This window comes from Nocardia sp. NPDC003726 (genome assembly GCF_053586955.1).
The window spans coordinates 1-19,151 of record NZ_JBSFNF010000035.1 but is presented as its reverse complement, the minus strand read 5'-3'; the positions used below and the strand labels follow the sequence as shown (position 1 = coordinate 19,151).

At 68.9% G+C, this 19,151-nt stretch carries 20 protein-coding genes; 5 read left to right on the top strand and 15 right to left on the bottom strand.

Annotated features, from left to right (window positions below):
• The first annotated feature begins 366 nt into the window (after positions 1-366).
• Complete coding sequence (locus ACWDMM_RS30700) at positions 367-966, top strand: SLATT domain-containing protein (protein ID WP_195081082.1); 600 nt, start codon at positions 367-369, stop codon at positions 964-966.
• A gap of 102 nt (positions 967-1,068) precedes the next feature.
• Here the strand turns inward: ACWDMM_RS30700 and ACWDMM_RS30695 are convergent, their stop codons facing one another.
• From ACWDMM_RS30695 to ACWDMM_RS30660, 8 genes are all read right to left on the bottom strand, one after another.
• Positions 1,069-2,358 (bottom strand): MFS transporter, encoded by a 1,290-nt coding sequence (locus tag ACWDMM_RS30695; protein WP_449940801.1) that lies wholly within the window; start codon positions 2,356-2,358, stop codon positions 1,069-1,071.
• 161 nt (positions 2,359-2,519) lie between these two features.
• On the bottom strand, positions 2,520-3,485 hold the full coding sequence (locus tag ACWDMM_RS30690) for a VOC family protein (RefSeq protein ID WP_195081084.1): 966 nt from the start codon (positions 3,483-3,485) through the stop codon (positions 2,520-2,522).
• A 29-nt stretch (positions 3,486-3,514) separates the two neighbouring features.
• A complete protein-coding gene (locus ACWDMM_RS30685; protein WP_449940797.1) occupies positions 3,515-4,594 on the bottom strand; it encodes a 4-oxalomesaconate tautomerase in 1,080 nt (359 codons plus the stop codon).
• Complete coding sequence (locus tag ACWDMM_RS30680) at positions 4,591-5,301, bottom strand: 4-carboxy-4-hydroxy-2-oxoadipate aldolase/oxaloacetate decarboxylase (protein ID WP_195081086.1); 711 nt, start codon at positions 5,299-5,301, stop codon at positions 4,591-4,593. Before ACWDMM_RS30680 ends, ACWDMM_RS30685 begins: the two co-directional genes overlap by 4 nt.
• On the bottom strand, positions 5,298-6,110 hold the full coding sequence (locus ACWDMM_RS30675) for a DUF1932 domain-containing protein (RefSeq protein ID WP_357104811.1): 813 nt from the start codon (positions 6,108-6,110) through the stop codon (positions 5,298-5,300). The genes ACWDMM_RS30680 and ACWDMM_RS30675 overlap by 4 nt, the downstream gene beginning before the upstream one ends.
• Positions 6,107-6,844 (bottom strand): PIG-L deacetylase family protein, encoded by a 738-nt coding sequence (locus ACWDMM_RS30670; RefSeq protein ID WP_195081088.1) that lies wholly within the window; start codon positions 6,842-6,844, stop codon positions 6,107-6,109. The genes ACWDMM_RS30675 and ACWDMM_RS30670 overlap by 4 nt, the downstream gene beginning before the upstream one ends.
• Before the next feature lie 118 nt (positions 6,845-6,962).
• Positions 6,963-7,631 carry a GntR family transcriptional regulator gene (locus ACWDMM_RS30665; RefSeq protein ID WP_357206209.1) on the bottom strand — a complete coding sequence of 223 codons (669 nt, stop codon included), beginning with the start codon at positions 7,629-7,631 and terminating at the stop codon, positions 6,963-6,965.
• A 179-nt stretch (positions 7,632-7,810) separates the two neighbouring features.
• Positions 7,811-9,100: an oxygenase MpaB family protein gene (locus ACWDMM_RS30660; protein WP_449940792.1), complete on the bottom strand. Its 1,290-nt coding sequence runs from the start codon at positions 9,098-9,100 to the stop codon at positions 7,811-7,813.
• Positions 9,101-9,575: 475 nt separating this feature from the next.
• On the opposite strand from ACWDMM_RS30660, the gene ACWDMM_RS30655 reads away from it, so the two are divergent.
• A complete protein-coding gene (locus ACWDMM_RS30655) occupies positions 9,576-10,247 on the top strand; it encodes a TetR/AcrR family transcriptional regulator (protein WP_357104820.1) in 672 nt (223 codons plus the stop codon).
• Positions 10,248-10,277: 30 nt separating this feature from the next.
• Here ACWDMM_RS30655 and ACWDMM_RS30650 read toward each other — a convergent pair whose 3' ends face one another.
• The 6 genes from ACWDMM_RS30650 to ACWDMM_RS30625 all read right to left on the bottom strand — a co-directional run bounded on the left by ACWDMM_RS30650 (position 10,278) and on the right by ACWDMM_RS30625 (position 16,384).
• A complete protein-coding gene (locus ACWDMM_RS30650; protein WP_449940789.1) occupies positions 10,278-11,822 on the bottom strand; it encodes a subtype B tannase in 1,545 nt (514 codons plus the stop codon).
• A gap of 16 nt (positions 11,823-11,838) precedes the next feature.
• On the bottom strand, positions 11,839-12,456 hold the full coding sequence (locus ACWDMM_RS30645) for a UbiX family flavin prenyltransferase (protein WP_357206204.1): 618 nt from the start codon (positions 12,454-12,456) through the stop codon (positions 11,839-11,841).
• Entirely contained in the window at positions 12,453-13,952 is a 1,500-nt protein-coding gene (locus tag ACWDMM_RS30640) for a UbiD family decarboxylase (protein ID WP_195081093.1), read from the bottom strand. Before ACWDMM_RS30640 ends, ACWDMM_RS30645 begins: the two co-directional genes overlap by 4 nt.
• Before the next feature lie 22 nt (positions 13,953-13,974).
• Complete coding sequence (locus ACWDMM_RS30635; RefSeq protein WP_195081094.1) at positions 13,975-14,322, bottom strand: DUF2218 domain-containing protein; 348 nt, start codon at positions 14,320-14,322, stop codon at positions 13,975-13,977.
• Between the two features lie 524 nt (positions 14,323-14,846).
• A complete protein-coding gene (locus ACWDMM_RS30630) occupies positions 14,847-15,776 on the bottom strand; it encodes a hypothetical protein (RefSeq protein WP_357104829.1) in 930 nt (309 codons plus the stop codon).
• Positions 15,773-16,384, bottom strand: a complete 612-nt coding sequence (locus ACWDMM_RS30625; RefSeq protein WP_357104832.1) for a hypothetical protein — start codon at positions 16,382-16,384, stop codon at positions 15,773-15,775. The genes ACWDMM_RS30630 and ACWDMM_RS30625 overlap by 4 nt, the downstream gene beginning before the upstream one ends.
• Before the next feature lie 60 nt (positions 16,385-16,444).
• On the opposite strand from ACWDMM_RS30625, the gene ACWDMM_RS30620 reads away from it, so the two are divergent.
• The 3 genes from ACWDMM_RS30620 to ACWDMM_RS30610 all read left to right on the top strand — a co-directional run bounded on the left by ACWDMM_RS30620 (position 16,445) and on the right by ACWDMM_RS30610 (position 18,325).
• On the top strand, positions 16,445-17,212 hold the full coding sequence (locus ACWDMM_RS30620) for a helix-turn-helix transcriptional regulator (protein WP_357206200.1): 768 nt from the start codon (positions 16,445-16,447) through the stop codon (positions 17,210-17,212).
• 123 nt (positions 17,213-17,335) lie between these two features.
• On the top strand, positions 17,336-17,797 hold the full coding sequence (locus ACWDMM_RS30615; RefSeq protein ID WP_323124280.1) for a GNAT family N-acetyltransferase: 462 nt from the start codon (positions 17,336-17,338) through the stop codon (positions 17,795-17,797).
• A gap of 84 nt (positions 17,798-17,881) precedes the next feature.
• A complete protein-coding gene (locus tag ACWDMM_RS30610; protein WP_357104839.1) occupies positions 17,882-18,325 on the top strand; it encodes a TIGR03618 family F420-dependent PPOX class oxidoreductase in 444 nt (147 codons plus the stop codon).
• Between the two features lie 169 nt (positions 18,326-18,494).
• On the opposite strand, the gene ACWDMM_RS30605 is transcribed toward ACWDMM_RS30610, so the two are convergent.
• Entirely contained in the window at positions 18,495-18,887 is a 393-nt protein-coding gene (locus ACWDMM_RS30605; protein ID WP_195044655.1) for a hypothetical protein, read from the bottom strand.
• Positions 18,888-19,151 lie beyond the last annotated feature (264 nt).

The following is a 19,151-nucleotide window of genomic DNA, read 5'->3' as shown; positions in this document are numbered from 1 at the left end:
CGGACGGGAGTGACCGACTCATCGGAGGGGAGGGCCGGTCGCACAATTCCATCGGTGCCGTCGGAAGTCTCTTCGGTCCCGGCGCTGGTTGTGACCGACGCCTTGCCGTGGGACGCGAGCTGCCCGAATCCGTTACTAAGTCGCAACTTTCGTGCAATCCACCGCGTCCGCACCCTTGGGCACGGCGCGACCGGACCCGGTCCGCGACTGGGCGCTTTCTCGAAATGTGTTGTAGTGCAAGCTGAATCGAACAGCATCAATAAGAACTACGCCCGCGTCATCGTCGAGGTCCGCGGCACCGTTCGGCCCGACCGGCAAACGGGCGAAAGGTGATTCGGGAGCGCCAGGGGAGATACAGTACGGGCCGTGACAGAGCACCGATCGCCCCTCGGCGGGGATCGCTCGCAGGACCTCGGAGTGCCGCGTTCGCTGGACCTCCGCTCCGCCGATTGGTCGAGTTCCGATGAGACCCTTGCCCGGCTGTTCCAACGCGTCGAGGCGTATGCCATGGACGCACGCGAGTGGTATTCGCGGGACGGTCTGACGAAGCGGCGGGCCAGCCTAGCCCTCACCGCGGCGCTGATCGTGCTCGGCCTACTCGGAATCCTGGTGCCGCTGCTGACCACCGCGGGCGTCGACGCCATCAACCCGAGCTGGGGATACATCCTGCTCGCCTGCGCCGCAGGAAGCCTGGCATGCGACCGGCTCTTCGGCGTGTCCACCGCGTGGATGCGCGACCTCCGCAGCGCCCAGTCGATCAACGCGATGCTGTGCGACTTCCAGCTCGAGTGGGCTTCCGTCTCGCGCGCGCCCGCGAACTCGAACGGAGAGATCGACCGCAGGATGGGCCTGCTGCGGGACTTCTCCTACCGGGTCAACGAGGTGATCGCCCATGAAACCGACAGCTGGACCGGGCAATTGCAGCTGTCGGCGCACCCGCGGATGAGCAGACTCGATCGAAGGTGACGCCGGGCGGCGCGTGGAGAAACTCCGGCAGGCGATGGGGGCGCCAGGCCCGCGGCGGAGCGGACCTGGCGCTTCATCGGCACGTCGCCGGCCACGGGAGGATCAGGACGCCAGGTCCACGGTTCGGGGCGCGGCTGGAGCGACACGATCGGGTGCCGGCTCGGTAAGCGGACGCGCGCGCACCAGACCGACCATCACCGCCGCGATGAGAGCGGCGAGCGCGAACACCGCGAAACCCCAATCCGACACCTGGTGGGAGACCAGGATGCCACCCAGCCATGGGCCGAAGACGGCTCCGGTGCGGCCGATGCCCGCGACCCAGCCGAGCGCGGTCGCCCGGATGCTGGGCGGGTAGTAGGTGCCCACGCTGGCGTAGATCAGGGTCTGCGCGCTGAACAGGAAACCGCCCGTGAGGAATACGTTGACGTAGGTGACGACCAGCGGCATGTGGACCGCGAGCAGTCCGATGCCGACACAGGTGATCGCGAACCAGATGACGGTGACCCGGCGCGGCCCGAACAGATCGGCCAGGCGTCCGGCGACCAGCATGCCGACGATGCCGCCGATATTGATCACGAGCAGGAAGCTGATGGCCGACCCGAGGTTGTAGCCGTGGCCGCGCATCATGGTCGGCAGCCAGGTGTTCACGCCGTACACCAGCAGCAGGCCGCCGAACGACGCGATCCAGAACAAAGCCGTCGTTCCCCGCAGCGCCGGGGTGAACAGCGCGGTGACTTTCGCGCGCCGCTGCTGTGAGCCTGCTTCCGGTGCGAACGCCGCCAACGAGACGCCGAACCTGTTCGCGATCGCCTCGGCCTTCTGCTGTTTGCCCGAGGCCAGCAGGTAGGTCAGCGATTCCGGCAACAGGAACAGGATGGCGGGCAGTGCGATTACCACCGGCGCCGCGCCGAACCAGTAGACCGAGCGCCAGCCGAGGGATTCCACGATCGTCATCGCCACGGCGCCCGCGATCGCGCCGCCTGCCTGATGGGCCGTCATCAGCACGGTGACGCTGAGGTTCTTGCGATGCGCGGGAGCGTATTCCATGACCAGCGCGATGGCGGTCGGCAGCAGGCCGCCGAGGCCGATGCCGGCGAAGAAGCGGGCCGCGCCGAAGATCTCGACGTTGGGCGCCGCGCCGCAGACGGCCGCGGCGACGGTGAAGATCAGCACGCCGGCGGCGATGATCTTGCGGCGGCCGACGCGGTCGGTGATCAGGCCCGAACCCAGGGCGCCCAGCAGCATGCCGAAGGTGTTGAGGCTGCCGATGTCGCCCGCGATGGCGGGTGTGAGGCCGAAGCTTTCGTCCTTGAGGACACCGGGCAGCGTGGCGCCGTAGACGAACAGATCCAGGCCGTCCAGCAGGACGAGAAACCAGCAGAGCGTCGTCACGCGGATCGACAGTCGGCCGCCGGCGGAAGCCGCGCGGCCGTTCGGTTCAGTCGAGGACAACATCGTCCCTTTCATCCATGGGGTACTTCATGTGACGCACGCTACAACGTTGGAGATGTCGCGCACAATATTGCTGAAGAAATTGTTAACAATTATTCCAGTCAGTGGTCCGCGGCCAGTTCCTCGGCCGTCGGGGTGCCGTGCGTGTGGAACGATTCGATGGTCTTCAAGCCCCACGCCTGCCCCTTGCGGCGCTCGGCCTCGGTCCAGTCGACGCGCTTCCAGTCCGGCGCGAGAATCAGCCGGGCGCCGGCGTTGCACAACTCGACGCGATTGCCGCCGGGTTCGTAGACGTAGAGGAAGAACGTCTGCTGGATGGCGTGCTTGTGCGGGCCGGTCTCGATGAACACGCCCTGGTCCAGGGCCACGTCACAGGCCCGCAGGATGTCGGCGCGGCTGTCGGCCGCGAACGCGATGTGGTGCAGCCGCCCCGAGAATCCCAGATGGTCGCGGGTGTAGACCAGGTCGTAACTCTTGTTGGTGAAAGTCGTCCAGCTGCCCGCGACGGTGCCGTCGTCCAGCACGATCTGCTCGGTGACCATGCCGCCGAGCGTGTCGACCAGGAAGTCGCGATTGTCGGCCGGGCTGCGCCCGAGGAAGTTGACGTGATCGAGTCGTCGCGCCGGAACTCCGCCACCTGGATAGGCGCGGGCCTGGTTCTTCAGGGCGGGCCGGGTCTCCTCCTCGGCCAGGTGCCACTCGGCCTCGTAGTAGAGGCCGAATTCGTGCCCGTCCGGATCGGTGAACACATAGGTGGGCCCGAAGCCGGGTTCGCCGTCGGTCCAGCCGATGCCACGGCCAGCCGCTTCCAGCGCCGCGACCCGCCGCGTCAGCGCCTCGGGGCTGGACGCCCGCAGATAGGTGCGCCCGATGCCGGAACGTTTGCGCGCGCTGAGCGTGACCGTATGGTGCTGATAGTCGTCCCAGGCATGCAGGTAGACGTCGTCGCCGTCGGAGCCGACGACGCGCAGGCCGAGGAAGTCGACGAAGAACGCGATGCTCTCGTCGAGCTTCGGGGTGAACAGCTGCACGTGCGCCAGATGCGCGATGTCGTGGCCAGGTGCCATGGTGATGTCCTCCTTGACGAACAGGCGCCTCAGGTGCGGGGGAAAACCGAACCGGCGAACAATTTGCGAGCGGTGCGGACCACCCCGGAGCGACGCACCAGCGGCGGGAAGACGCTGGTGTCGACGTCGACATCGACTCGAAGCCGCCCGGACGGATGTTCGACATCCACCCGTTGCGGACCGGCGGGCCAGTCCGCGGTGAGGTCGTAACCGACCGCTCCCGGCGTTCTCATCGCGGTGACCGCGCTGATCGCCGCGAACACGCCGATCGAGGTGTGTGGCTGGACCGGGATGAACGAGCGCGCGCTCACCTGTCCGCCGTCGCGGGCGGGAGCGACCAGCACCGTCTTCGGTACCGACGATCGCGCGACATCGCCCAAGCCCATCAACGTCGCCGCCTGGCGGCGCACGCGGTCGATCCGGGTCAGCAGTGCGTCGTCATCGGCTAGTTCGGCCTGCGACTCGTATCCGGTGATGCCGAAACTCTCGGCTTCGGCGACGATCACCGGCATGCCGTTGTCGACACAGGTTACCTGCACGCCGTCGACGGTGTCGGCCGGGCTACCGGTCGGAAACAACCCTGACGTGGCCGATCCCGTGGTGTCCTGGAAAGCCAGCAACACTGCGGCAGCCGTACCGGGCACGCCGTCGATGCGGGTGTCACCGGCGTATATCGGGCGACCGTCGCGCACCGGGAATGTCGCGGTGGCGGTGGCGCCGGAGTTGACCAGGTGGATGCGCACCGTGCACTGGTCACCGACCGCGCGCACCATCCCGGACTCGACCGCGAACTGTCCGACGCCGGCCAGGATGTTGCCGCAATTCTGCCGGTCGGACACGGTCGCCTCGGCGACGCCCAGCTGGAGGAACAGGTAGTCGACGTCGACGTCGGGCCGGGCCGACGGCGACACGACGGCCACTTTGCTGGTCAGTGAGGTCGCGCCGCCGATGCCGTCGATCTGCCGTGGATCGGGCGTGCCCATGATCCGGAGCAGCAGATCGTCGCGGGCGGCGGGATCGGCGGGCAGATCGTCGGCGCGGAAGTACGCGCCCTTGGATGTGCCGCCCCGCATCCACACGCATGGAACGCCCGCGTCCGGCGCCGTCACGCCCGTTCTCCCGCGGCCAGGTAGTCCTCGTAGGAGAGGTAGGTAATGCCGAAATCGCCCAGGCGATCCCGCAGACCGTAGCGGTCGAGGCCGAGCTCACCCGCCTGGAAGGCCGCCCGGGAGGCTTCCTCCTTGGCCAGCCGTGCGGCCGCGGCCGCCAGCACATCGGGCACATCCGCGCGCGGCACACAGGTCACGCCGTCGTCGTCGGCGACGATCACATCCCCGGGATGGATCACCTGTCCTTCGACGACGACCGGCACGTTGATCGCACCGGCGGTCGCCTTCACCGACCCCTGCGCGCTGACCGCCGCCGACCAGGCGGGAAAGTTCATCTCGCGCAGCTCGGCGACGTCGCGCACCCCGCAGCCGAGCACGACGCCGCGCACGCCCCGCCGCTGCAAGGCGGTGGCGAACAGCTCGCCGAACAGTCCGTCGGTCGAGGGCGAGTTCGTCGCCACGACCAGCACGTCGCCCGGACGGCACTGCTCGACGGCGACGTGGATCATCAGGTTGTCGCCCGGCCAGCACAGGACCGTGACGGCGGTGCCGCCGATGCGGGCGCCCGGCCAGGCGGGCCGCAACCGCGGGCCGAGGTAGCCGACCCGGCCTGCCGCCTCGTGCACGGTCGCGACACCGTACTCGCCGAGTCGAGTCGCGTCCTCGAGCGCCGCGCGGGGGTGGCCGGTGACCACAATCGATTTCATCTTTTCTCTCCTGAAGGTCGAGTACTGTCCGGGCCGGGCCCGTTCGCGATCGCGCGCAGCGCGTCGCGGGTCGCGGTGGCGCTGTGCGGGGTGACACCGAGGTCGGTGAGCTGGGCGGCGGCCGCCGCCATCTCCTCGGCGCGACGGGCGGCGTGCAGATAGGTGCCGTCGATCAGCCGGTCCAGGGTTTGCTCGTCGAAGCCGCGCAATTCGGCGGCGATGTGCGCGCGGAACCAGTCGGCGCAGCCCGCGGCCTCGGCTCCCGCCAGGCCCTCGACCACCGCCGCGGCGAGGCCTTTGTATACGACGCTGCGCAGCAGTTTGCGGGAACTCGCGGCGCCGACCGGGCCGGCCACCACCGTCACCGTGACGCCGAAGCCCCTCATCAGCTCGGCGAAACGTGGCGCTCCCGGCCCGGAAACCGACATCGGCGTGTGCAGGCCGGTGCCGGGCACCGGAGCCATGATCGCCACGTCGACCAGCTCGGCGTCGACGCGGGCGGCCTGTTCGGCGAGCCGCGCCTTCAGCGCCGGTGCGCAGGTGTTGGCCTCCGCCCACAGCGTGCCCGCCGCCAGCGCGGGCAGGCCGGCGCGCAGCGCGGCCTCCGCCTGTTCGGCGGTGGTCAGGCTGAACACCAGCTCGGCGTCGCGTACCGCGTCGGCTTCGTCGGCCCGCTGCGCCACACCGTGCGGGGCGTGGACTTCCGGGTCGAATCCCCGCACGTCGGCGCCCGCGACGACCAGGTCGCGAGCGAATTCGGCTCCGGCTTCCCCGAATCCCAGGACGGCGACCCGCACCGGCGAGGTCATGACAACCGGTCGGTCACGTGGGGGTAGTGGCGTACGAACGCCTCGGCCTTGGTCTCGTGCGGCAGGCCGAGATTCGGCCCGGCATTGCGCTTGAGCTGTACGCCGCGGCGATCGGCGAGGTCCTCGTAGTAGGTCCACATGTGCTGCTGGGCGCCCAGGCAGCGCATGGCCTTGCGCTTGAGCTCGAACACCTCGGTGATGTCGAGCAGGACGTCGGGGCGGAATTCCGACATCTCCGACTGGTGCGGCTCGAAGCTGAACACCGGCGGCGCACCTAGCGGCTGGCCCGGCGCGTCGTATCCCACCGCCTGCGCGAGGATTCTGGCGTTCAAGGCCATGCGCGCCGCGGCCGGATGGTCGCCGTTGTAGGGGTCGACCAAGGTGTGCGTCAGAACCACCGTCGGCCGGGTCTCGCGGTAGATGTGCACCAGCTGGTCGGTCAGCTGGCGCGACTCGATCAGGGGGTAGTCGCCCGCGTCGAGGAAACGGATGTCGGCTCCGAGCACATCCGCTGCCGCCTCGGCTTCGCTGCGGCGTAGCGCCTTGATCTCGTCGAGCTGCTTGCCTTCGCGCCACGCCTTGGCCGATTCGCCGCGCTCGCCGTAGCTCAAGCACACCACGGTGGCGCGCTCGCCGCGCGAAGCGGCCAGCGCGATCGCGCCACCGGCGCGCCAGACGAAGTCGCCGGCATGGGCGCTGACCACCAGTAGCGACTCGGATGTGTTCTCGGGCATCGCCTCACCTCACGTGTTCTCACCGAACGGGTCACGGGCGCGGCGGCGCGCCCGTGACCGAGGGTAAGTGGATGCTCGCAAAATTGTCAACAATTCTGTTGACGCATAGGTGCGGCTGCTACGGCGCCTGCTCAGCCGACTCGTCCAGAGCGGCGATGACGCTGTCCAGATGGTTCCGCATCGCCTGTTCCGCGCCGGCCGAATCACCTCGGACCACCGCCTCCACCACGGCCAGGTGTTCTCGGAGCGAGACCTGCGGGCGACCGGGCCGCAGCGAGAGCTGGAATTGATGGCGCACGATCTGGGCGTTGAGCCGATCGATCAGATCGGCCGCGGTCGCTTGCCCGGCGATGTCGCGCAGGGCGGCGTGCAGCTCGTGATTGAGGCTCGAATACTTCATCGGCTCCCCGTCGCGCACCGCCGCGGTGAGCTGCTCGCCGTACTCGCGCAGCCGATCCCGGTCGGCGGCGGTGGCGTGCTGGGCGGCCTTTGCCGCGATCAACCCCTCGAGCACCTTGCGACACTCCAGTATCTCGATCGCCGCCCCACGCGACACCTTGCGCACCCGGGCGCCCCGATTGTGGATCCGCTCGACCAGTCCTTCGGCGACCAGTTCATCGATGGCGGCGCGCACACTGCCGCGGGTGACGCCGAACTGCTCGACCAGCTCCGCTTCCACCAGCCGCTGCCCCGGCGCCACCTCACCCTGCCGGATGGCCCTGCGCAGCTGGTCCATCGCGATGGCTTTTCCCTGGGTTCCCCGTTCGAGCCCCTGAGTCTCCGACACTGACACCGTCCTGCCGATCGATGTGACAACCGTTTTGTCGATAATTATGGCAACAATCTGGCAAGGTGTTGGACCGAGCTGGTTGTGCCCGGTTCAGGCCAGGGCGACCAGCTCGTGCAAGGCGTAGCCGGTGCGCATCGAAGTACCGGTTCTGTGAGAGGGCCGCCGCGACGCGGATGTCATCGGCGCAGCGCCCCGCTGGCGTCGAAAGCCGCATTCCGCCCGTGCATCTGAGCGCGGTACCAATTCTCGCGATGCCAGAGCATGAGCTTCTCGTGCGCCCGCGCGAAGGGCGGGAGCGTTCTACGCAGGATCTCCATCGCCGTGATCAGCGGAAAGCGCAGGAGGGGAATGACTATCCAGGGAAAGGCCGGGGGCAAGTTGTAGCGGCGCCGGGTGAAGGGCGCCATGTACATCGCGGAGTACACGGAGTTGATGCGGAAGTTGTACGCTTCGCGCAGCCTCGTGAGACCGCGATGGCCGTCGCGCGGCGCGAACGCCATCGGATAGGACTCGATCAGTTCCGCGCCGTGGTGACCGGCGTCGTAGGACCGCGAGGCGATGGTCATGGCCAGCACACGCAACGAGTCGAGGACGGTTTCCGGATACCAGCGCAGCCGCACGCCGAGCAGGTATCCCATGTACTTCTGGAAATGCAGCAGCGCCCGGATTTCCGACGCGGTCGTCTGGTACCCGAGCGCCCACAGGCCCAGCCCGGGTGTGACGCTGCCGGCGAGCAGGGTCAGCATCTGGTAGGTCTGGCTGATCGGCAGGCCCCACCGGTCCATGTCCCATTCCGGATGCCCGGCGACCTTCGCGCGGACCGAGACGTGCATGACGCGGACCTTCAACGCCGTGGCCCGCCCGGCCGATCCCGGCGTCAGCAGCGCACCGGGCGCGGAGACGTCCATCCAGAAGCGGGTGGTCTCCAGGAAACGACGCAGCGCGCTGTCCCCGGCGTACCCACCGGCCAGCGACAACGGTGTCGCCACCGCCGCCTCGGTGTACATCTCGAGTGTTTCCGCGCCGGCGAAGCTGAACAGCATCGTTCCCCACCGCCGCCAGATCGCCGCGCCTTGCTCGACCAGCTCGGGCACGACCCATTCGGGCACCGTCTCGAATTCCTCGAACAGGGCGCGCATCGACTCCGGGGCGTCCGGCACGGCGTCGATGCCCGCGGCGAGCGCGGTTTCCAACATCCGGCGCCCGGCCTGCGGGCCGATCTCACCGTGCATCACCTCCGCGACGAACCGTTCCGCGACCGGATCGCCGGTGAACAGGTCCTCGCACAAAGCGACGGCCTGCGCGTCGGTCGGAAACAACTGTGTCCCGGTGACTTTCGCGAAGAGACGCTCGAACCGTCGCACCCTCGGCGTGCGGCGCGCTTCCCAGTACCTGAACGCGGTGGGGCACTTCACCGGTGGCTGGTCGCCGGCCTCCGCGCCCGCAGGCGGAATTTCCACTGACATGGGTGCTCCTACTCTTCGATGCGGTCGCGGGGCCGCTCAGCCCACCAGTTCGCGTCGACCAATCGGTGATGATCTGCCCGACGCCCTCGGGCTGGTCGACCGAGGAGTGCGTGAGACGGGGCGGTTCGATCAGCTACGCATGCGGAGCGGCGCCGACGGCCTGCATTTCCCGCGGATCGGTCCGACGGCATGGCCGCAGGCCAGGGTCGAACCGGCGAAGCCCGCGCCGACACCATGCGGAACTCGCGGCAGATCCGCTGTCTCATCTTCGAACCCTTCTCGGGGCGGCTTCGGCGCGCACCCACGCCGGTGACCATACCATTGGGTATAGTTATCGGTACCATTTCGAATGGAGATACGTCGCGGAAGACGGGGCAGCCGCCAGCCCGGGACGGCGGACGGTCGCCGCGCCTGAACCTCGCGGGGTGGTCACCTACGATCGAGAGGTGATTTCCACCGATGCGGGGCAGCGCCGATGACGGCGGACCGGCCGCAGGCAGCCGATGCCTGCGGGCCCTCCGGCGTGGACGTCACCGAGTCGTCGCCGCGGCGTTCCCGCAAGGCGGCGGCACAGCACCGTGGCCGCGCACCCCGGCTCTCCTACGAGGCGTGGGTCGACGGTGCGCTGGCACTGCTCGCTCGTGAAGGCGTCTCCGCCATCAGGATTCCGCGGCTGTGCCACGAACTCGGCGTCACCAAAGGCAGCTTCTACTGGCATTTCGACGACATCGAACAACTCATGGAGGCGATGGCCGATCGGTGGTGCGCGCGGCAAACCGAGATCATCCGGGCACTCGGGGCGATCGACTCCGTTCCGGTCGAGCAGCGCATCGCCAATATGGCCGCCAATCTCATCGACCAGGGCACCTGGGCCACCGAGGCCACCGTGCGCGAGTGGGCGCGAAGCGACGAGAAGGTGGCCGCGACGGTGCGCGCCCTGGATCGGCAGGTCTTCGAGACGGTGCGAAAGGCGATGCTGGAGTTGGGCTTCGCTCCCGACGAAGCGCGTTTGCGCGCCGGTGCGATGGTGTATCTGGGCATCGGCTTCATTCACGGTCGCGGCAGCCTGCCCGCGCCCACCGCGGAGGAAGCGCGAGCGTTCCTCGGTCTGCTCACCATTCCCGCCCCGAAAGGAACTCCGCCGTAGGTTCCGGGCCGGCTGCGCCGCCCGGCCGAGTCAACGGCCGTATCCGGTGATGCCGCGGATCCAGGTGATGAAATCCGCGGCGTCTTCGTTGCTGCCGTGCCCGGCATCCCAATACATGGCGGCGTCGACATTCGCGCCGAGGTTCTCCAGCTTCGCGGCGAGATTGCCGACGACGGTCAGGGAGGTGTCGGAATCCTTGGTTCCGACGCGGATCCACCAGTGCTCGGCCCGGCCCGGGGTCTGGTTGTCGAGGAAGTACATCGGGTTCATCAACTCGAGCTTGCCCGGCAGGTCGCTGTCGAGTTGCGCGTTCGCCTCGCCGGTGGCGTGGCGCAGGCTGTAGAGGGTGAAGTGGCGTGCCTTGGTGGTGCCGTTGCCGAATTCGTTGTTCTCCCCGGAGGACAGGTCGAACGCGTCGAAGGCGGGCACGTTCTTCTTGCGCGCGCCGACATGCGTCAGGTAGTCGGCCCAGGTGAAGGTCGCGGTGCCGTTGTCGAAGCGCAGCCACGGGTTGGCGGCCAGGTAGGAGTCGCGGTCGCTGTCCGGCAGGGCTTTCAGGTACTCGGTGGCCGAAGGTTGCAGGTAGGTGCGCAGCAGGTGCTCGCCGTAGTTGTCGGCGGTGAGCGCCGACCCGTCGCGTCCCCGCAGGTTCAGCGATGCCTGGTAGGCCGGGAACGCTCCGGCCAGTTCGCGCGACACCGTTCGATCGACCTGTTCACCGGACTGCAGCGGATTGCCGCCCCAATTCCATTCGTAAGCCATGTCGGCGTGTTCGAGGTCGGCGATGGGGCAGTAGTCGGCGCTGGCGAAGATGGCATCTGAGGCGTCGGCCGCACCGATATCGGTGAGGTAGGAGTCGTAGCGGTCGCTGTCCCCGGACGCGCCCAGCAGCGCCGACATCGCTCCGCCCGCGCTGACACCGGTGGAGACGATCCAGTCGGTGTTGCCCGGCACCCGCCCGCTGTTGTGGCGCAGGTACCGCACCGCCGCTTTCAGATCCACGATGGCCGCGGGCGCGACCCCGTAGTAGACGCCGTCGGCGGCGACCAGGTCGCGGCCGCGGGCTCCCGCCTCGACGACAACGTAACCAGCTGCCAGCGCGAGGTCGGGATTGCTGGTTCGGTTCCCGCCGTCGTCGAACCCGCCCGGTCCGCCGGGCGCCGTGCCGCTGGGCGGGGTCGCCCCGGGCGGAAGGCCGCCGGGCATGCCGCCGGTACCGGTCACCGAGCCCGACAGGTATCCGGCGATGTTGTTGCTGAGCAGGATCGGCGCCTTACTCGCGTCCACCGCGGCGCCATCGATCTCGACCGGAACCTTGACGTTCAGGCTCTGGTATTGCTCGTCCACCGGTTTCGCCACATAGACGATGCCCTTGTACTGGCGGTAGGTGATCTTCCGCTCGCCGTCGGCAGTGGTGACCGTCGCGGTCTCCGTGGTGAACTTCTCGGGATCGAAGCGCAGCGTGTCCGAGGTGCCGGATTCGGACCCCTTGTCCTCCTGCGAGTCGCACGCGGAGGCGAGCAGCGGGGTCGCGGTCGCTGCGGCCAGCGCGGCGAGCATGGTCCTGCGTCGCATGAATGTTCCTTTCGAATCAGAGAACCGGGTCTTCACCAGGGCGTGTCACCGAGCGCCGCAGCTCGTCGTCCCAGCGGGGAAAGATGTCCGTGTGGATGCCGAACTGGTCCAAGGCGCGGCCGACGGTGTGGTCGATGACGTCTTCGAGGCCCCGTGGGCGGAAGTAGTACGCGGGGACCGGCGGCATGATCGTGCCGCCCGCTTCGGTGATCGTCACCATATTGCGCAGGTGGATCAGGGTGAGCGGTGCTTCCCTGGCCAGCAGCACGAGGGGGCGGCGCTCCTTGAGCGTGACGTCGGCGGCCCTGGTGAGCAGTGAAGAGGTGACGCCGGAGGCGATTTCGCCGACGCTGCGCATGGAGGCCGGGGCGATCAGCATGCCGCGGGTGTGGAACGATCCCGACGACAGCGGGGCGCCGACGTCCGAGAGCGCCCACACGTGATCGGCGCGGTCGGTGAGGTCGCGGCGGGTGAGGTCGGTCTCGTACGCGCGCGTGAGGTCGGCGGCCTTGGTGACGACGAGGTGGGTCTCGATCCCCACCGTGCGCAGTACGTCGAGCGCGCGCACGGCGTAGACGATCCCGGTCGCGCCGGTCACTCCGACGACGATCCGGTCGGTGGGCGTCGGCGTCATGGGTACTCCAGATCCAGGTCGGGTGCGTACGGGCGGGGGTCGACGTCGCGGAAGCGGGCGCGGGTGAATTCCGCGCGCAGGTGATAGGGCGCGGTGGCGTCGAAGATGGTTTTCGACGTGGTGCCCTTGGCCGGCAAGCTCGGGTCGTAGGCGGGCTGCTGACTGGGATCGAGCACGTGTCCGGCCACCGCGGGCACGGTGATGATGTCCCGATTGCCCTGCATGCGGGTCTGCATCGCCCACAGCACGTCGTCGGTGTCGAAGATGTCCACGTCCGTGTCGACGAGGACGACGTTCTTCAGCTCGGAGTACACCCCGAAGGCCAGCAATGCGGCCTGGCGGGCTCGCCCGTCGTCGAAGGCGCTTTGCTTGGCGCATTTCAGGATCGCCAGGAACTTCCCCCCGCCCGCGCTGTGGGCGTAGACCTCCGTGACGAAGCCGGGCATCGCGTCGTGCAAGGCGTGGAAGATGCTTGCCTCGGTGGGGATACCGGCCAAGCTCACGTGTTCCTCGCCGGGCCCGACGAGCGTCTGCAGGATCGGCCGCTCGCGGGTGGTCACCGCGGTCACCTTGATCACCGGCAGCGCCGGGTTGGCCGGGCCGTCGTAGCCGGGGAATTCCGGCATCGCGTGCCCGGTGTGCGTGTTCTGGTCCTCGGCCTGGCGCTCGCCGGGAACGATATAGCCCTCGATCACCACCTCCGCGGCGGCGATGGCCTTTTCGGCCACCGTGACCCCGCGAACCAGTTCCACCGGCTTTCCGCGCAGGCCACCGGCGACGGCGAGTTCGTCGTAGCCCAGCGGTGTCGTCGGGGCCTCGAATTCGGCGCCTATGTGAATGGCGGGGTCGAGGCCCATGTTGACCGTGATCTCGAACCGGCGGCCCGCCTGCTCGGCTCGTTGCCGGAAGGCGTCGATGTGGCGTCCCGGAGCGAAGAAGATCGTCATCTCGTCGCGGCTCTGCACGCACAACCGGTGGATCGTGACGTCGGTGCCGAGCTCGGGATCGCTGCCGAGTACCAGGCCGAGACAGAAGTACGGCCCCGCGTCCTGATCGGTGTTGGTCGGGGCGGGCAGCACCTTGCGCAGATCGAAGCCGGGATCGTCGGCGCGATGGACCACCTGCTGGCATGGCGCGTCGCCGCCATGGAACTCGACCGGTCCCACGGCCTTGTCATAGGCTTCGGACATGCGCTGGGTCAGCCGGTCGGGTGGGGATTCGAGCAGGATGCCCACGCGTTTGCGGCTGGCCATCAAGCCGACCAAGACGCGGGCGTCGGGGTAACCGGTGACGTTGTCGAAGATCATCGCCGGTCCGAGCCGGGTCGGCCGCTGCACCGTGCCGCCCGCCCCGATCCGCCGATAGACCCCGGCGAGCTCACCGATCGGGTCGACCGGGTGGTCGGTCTCGAGGAGCTGACCAGGATGCCGCGCCAACCTGCGGAGCGCGGATCGGAGGTCGGTGATCGGTTCTTCGTCGCCGTTGTGGCCGGTCATGGGGGTCTCCTCGCGGTGGGCGTCAGCTGTCCGACGGGCGATCACCGGCCGGATCGTCCGGGGCCGTTGTGGCGGGATCGCGCCGCCAGGTCACGTCGAGCTGGTCGCGCTCGCCGAAACGGACGAGGTGCCTGGCGAGCACGTCCTCGAGCCGCGGCAGATCCTCGGCAGCCGCATCGATCCGCAGATGCAATTCGCCCGGACGGGCGGTGACCGTCGCTCGGCCTATGTCCAGGTCGATCCAGCCCGCCGAGGATTCCGACGACCACTCGCCGCCGTTGCGCCGCCCCAGGTGCGACACCAATTGCTTGCCGTACCGCTCCGGTCGGTCGGTGTGGACGACCGAGTGCGACGAGCCGCGCGCGGTCACGCCGCGACCCTCGATCGGAGACGCGCTCCCAGTTCCTGCGACGCCATGACGGCACCAACCTTCGGGTTGCTCTGTCTTCGCAAGTGCTCGCTGCCTAGGAGACGAGACCGGTCCAGCGTCGGCCCAGCAACCGGTGCGGCGGCGATATCGAGGGCACTACCCGGCCAGATGCGGTTCACACTTGCCGTCAACGGCGGGACCGGCGCAGTTCTCCGTCGTTACCGGGACGCGCCGAAACGGCCGGGCGGCGGCAGGACACGCCGCCCTGCGCCGCGACGGGCTCGACGGTGACACCCGTGCCCACGACCTCGTCGCGGCAGTCTACGAGGCGCTGTAAGTCCCCACTTCGCGGCATGGACAAGGCGGGTGTCGGTTGCGGCGACGGCCGGAGTGCGAGGCTGCCCGATCAGCCGTCGTGTTCCCCGTGGAGTCGGTCGCATGGCGTGGTCGCCGGGAAGCACCGCGGCGGCAGAGTGCTGCTCGTCGTCGGTGCTTTCCGCCGCTGGTCTCGTATTCGGTCCGCGTCATACCGTCGTGTGGCCGATCTCGATTTCGTCTGTCGAGAGGCCGGAGAGACCGAGGACATCGTGCAGCGCGTGTACGCCCGGTGCGGCGCCCCGCGCTCGCTCGGTCGCCGCGACGGCGACGAGGGCGGTGGCGCGGGACTGGTTGCGCCCGCGCGCCCAGCGCGTGGTGCCGTTGTGACCGCGAGCGAGCACGATCCACTGGTCCGTCCCCGGAATATGCAGTCCGCGTGGGGCTTTCGCTACTCCCGGCAGCCAGGTCAAGACGGCCAGTGCAATAGTGGCGGGCCGGGAATCCAGTCCGAAGTAGGTGCGGACCGGGATATTCAGTTCCCGGCGCAGAGTGTGCTGATCGGAGAAGTCCAGCCGGAACAACAGCCGCCGCCCGCGGTGTCCCGGTAGCAGGAATCGTGCGGGTCGGCTGTAGTTGCGGATGCGTTCGCCGTCCTCGTGGAAGTGCGCGCCCAGCAGGCGGTAGGACCATTCCGTGGCGGCAGCGCCGTGGCGCTCACCCGCGCCGAGCAGCACGGCCAGGTCGATCGGCCCTGGCGCCTCCTGATGAACCGCGATGGCCAGCAGGTTGGTCAGGCCGGGTGCGAGCCCCACGTCGACCAGGATGGGCGCCGCCGCGGGCAGCCGACGGAGCGCATCGACGTAGCCCGGCGTCGCGGTGATGTCGACGAACGCGCAGCCGTCCGCGCCGGCGACGGCGGCCAATTCCGGATTCTCGGAGCCGGAGGCGTTGACGACCACATCGACTCCGGACAGCGCCGCGCTATAGCCCGTGAGCATCGGGTCGCCGAGGTCGACGACCGCGTCCGCGCGGACGCGATCGCGTCCAGCCGCGATCACGGTGGCCCCGCCGCGGCGAAGTTCGGTGACCACATGCCGCCCGACCGCACCGTAGCCGCCGAGCACCAGGACCTTCATCGCAGCGAATCATCCGGCGCGGACGCGGCGGACAAGCGCCGCCGGTCCCAGCGGGCCCACTCGTCGCGGGGCGCACCGGCGCGTCGTCCCTGCCCCGCGTCGAGGCGGCGGCGCGCCTCGGCCATCGACGCGCCGATCGAGTGGTGCCGCCCCCACCAGTGGATGTGGCGCAGGTATCCGCGTGAGCGGTAGGTGTTCATCACCGCTACATGCTCCGGACTGCCGGTGAACTCCTCGAGCGCCGCTTCGCCGCTCCACAGGGACAGCGAATACGTGATCCGGCCCCACGGCTGATAGGCGGTGACGATGCCGAGCGCACCGTCGGTCCGAAGCACCTGCTGCTCCAATCGGGCCGAGATCACGGCGACCGGGACCACGTCGCGGAACCGGTGCGGGCGGAATTCGTTGACGCTCAGCAAGATCCGTTCGGGCAGTGCGGAGCCGGATGCCGGGTACCACGGGCGGTACAGGCGAAGCTCACGGGCAGGGAAGCCGGACTGCGCATGCGCGCGCAGCGTCGTCGCCGCGGACACCCGGAGCGCCCCAGCCGTCTCGGAGACGCGGTCGGCGCGTGCGCGAATTTCCTCACGGGCGCGAACAGGGAGCATGATCATCACTCTTTCCGATGCGGTTCGACGCCTGCGCGCCGTGCCGCTAGCCTCGCAGATGTGCTCGCCGCCGGACTTCCGAAAACGTGCGGTGGTCAACCGCCGCCGCTGGTGTGGATCAGGCCGGACCACGCCGGCTACCTCGGCCACAACATCCGAGTCGAACACCATTCCGCCGCGGTCGACGTGCTCAATATCGGGGTCGACGCGCCGTTGACCTTCGAAGCTCCCGGCCTCGGCCGTCTGCGCGTGCGCAGCGTCTACGCGCCTGCGCGTCTTCCGCACCGGGTGCTGGCTCCCGAAGGAAGGGTCTTGCTGCTGTTCGCCGATCCCGCCTGCCGCGCGGTGTCCGGCGCCATGCGCGGGTCCGTCGGTCATTTCGGCGTCGGACATCGGTGGGAAGCCGAGATCGCCGCGGCATGCCGCGACGGTGGCGCGCCCGAACTGATCGCCCGCCGTACCGCGCTGCACGCCGACGTCATCGCCGATCCGCGCATCACCCGCCTGACCGGAGCCATCCGGACCGCGCCCGAGCGCGCATACCGGGCGCACGAGGTCGCCGCCGGGCTCGGCTTGTCCACCTCGCATTTCCTGCGCTTGTTCGAGCGCAGTACCGGCACCACATTCCGCCGTTATCAGCAGTGGGCCCGCCTGCGCCGGGCCGTCCACGGTCTGGCATCGGGCCACGACGTGACCCGCAGCGCCGCCGAGGCGGGATTCGCCTCACCATCGCACTTCAGTGACACCTTCCGGCACACGTTCGGTCTCTCCGCGACCGACCTGCTCCACACCGGCGTGCGGTTCGATATCACCGATAGTCGTGGATAACGACAGGCAGGCCCACGGAGGGTTTCGCCCCGAACGGGCACCGCGGAGCTGAAAACGTTTGTGTGCGCGGGTAGCGGGCCGATGATGGTCGGCATGGAATCGTCGAAGGTGACTCTGCGGAGGATGACGGAAGCGGAGTACACGCAGGCTAGGCGGGACCGCGAGGCGGCGGGGGCACGCGAACTCGGCAAATTCATGTCAGAGGAAGAGGCTTGGAGGCGGGCGCGGAACGGCACGGCCCAGTTCCTTCCGGCCGGGCGCGACACCGAAGGTCATCATCTGGTCGTCGCCGTGAACGCGGCCGGTGAGGTCGTCGGCAACGCGTGGATCGGCCCGGACCCCCGGGATACCACCGGCACGGCCGAGTCGGCGTGGCTGTACGACATCAACGTCTACGAGCCGTTCCGCCGCCGCGGCTACGGATCGGCGATCCTCGCCGCCGCGGAGGAACTGATAGCCGGTGAGGGGCGAACCAGGCTCGGCTTGAACGTGGTGGGCGACAACGCGGCGGCGATCGCCTTGTACCGCCGCAATGGCTACCGGGTGTCCTCGATGCACTTGGACAAGCAGCTGCGTTGCGAATGACGTCGATCCACCGGCATCGGCGGCCGACCAGGTGATTCGCTGTTCCGGGCGGTCTTCGCCGACTCGCGTACTTAGACTCTCGGCATGACCGATCTCGCGGACTTCGCCCGGCTGATCGCCGGCGACCATGGACTCTGCGTCGTCTCCACGCTTCGAGCCGATAACACGATCCAGTCGTCTCTGGTCAACGCGGGCGTGTTGCCACACCCCGAGAGCGGGGCGGATGCGGTGGGTCTGGTGGTGCGCGGCGGTACGCGCAAATTGGATAATCTGCGTGCCCGGCCGCGTGCGACGATCGTGGTGCGCGTCGGATGGGAATGGCTCGCAGCCGAGGGGCCCGTGTGGATCGTCGGCCCCGACGACCCGGCTCCAGGCATCGACGCCGAACGGTTGCGTCTTCTGCTGCGTGAAGTGTTCACCGCGGCCGGTGGCACGCACGAGGATTGGGACGAGTACGACCGGGTGATGGCCGCCGAGCGCCGGGCGGTGGTGTTGATCTCGCCGGATCGCGTCTACGGCAACGGCTGACTCGCCGCGCTGTGCGAGAACTCGAGCCGCAGCGCCCGGCGACCTGACCGATGCCGAGGCGAGATGACGCGAGAATCAGCGATCCGGCCGGGCGCACGCAGCGACTCTCCGCGCGCTCAGCACGTGTGCCGCGGGAGCGGCAACCCACTCGTACGGCGAGCCGGCGTCGTCAGGGCGCATCCAGCACGCTTGCCGGAACCCCATACGGCAGGAACCGCACCCGCCGGCGCTCATCGGTGTTGTCGCGATGCGCGCGCAAGGCCTCGAGCTCGCTCGGGAAGACCTGGTCCACCCTGGCCTCGCCGCTGTCGTCGATGCGGTAGATCACCCATACCCCGCTGCCGGTCTCACCGGTGATGTCGCCCTCGGGCTCCGGTGGACGCGTCCGCTGCGGTTGGACGAACTGTCCGAGCAGCGACGCCAGTGAACCGATGCTCGCGTGATCTACGCGGTCCAGGTATACGCCTGCTTTCCCGAGCAGGTCGCGCAGCTCGGTTCCCGCCCCGCGCAGTGCGCGTTCGAAATCTTCCGGGTCGATGCCGAAAGGCCCGTTGGTTGGCATCGCATGTACTCCTGGGGCTTGTCGAGTGCTATCTCCCCAGTGTCCTCGGGAAACGCCGACTCCGCCACGTCGGCCTCGCCCGCTCCGGGAGTGCGGGCGATCCATCGGTGGGGAGGCGTCGTCGGGTGACGCCGTCGCGGACGGTGGGGGCGTCCCCGGTCCGGTCTTCTACTGAGGTGAAAAACGCGGCGGGGGGGGGGGCGCGGGGGGGGGCGCCCGCCCGCGGGGGACGCGGGGCGGGGGGGGGGTGGGGCCGCCCCCGGC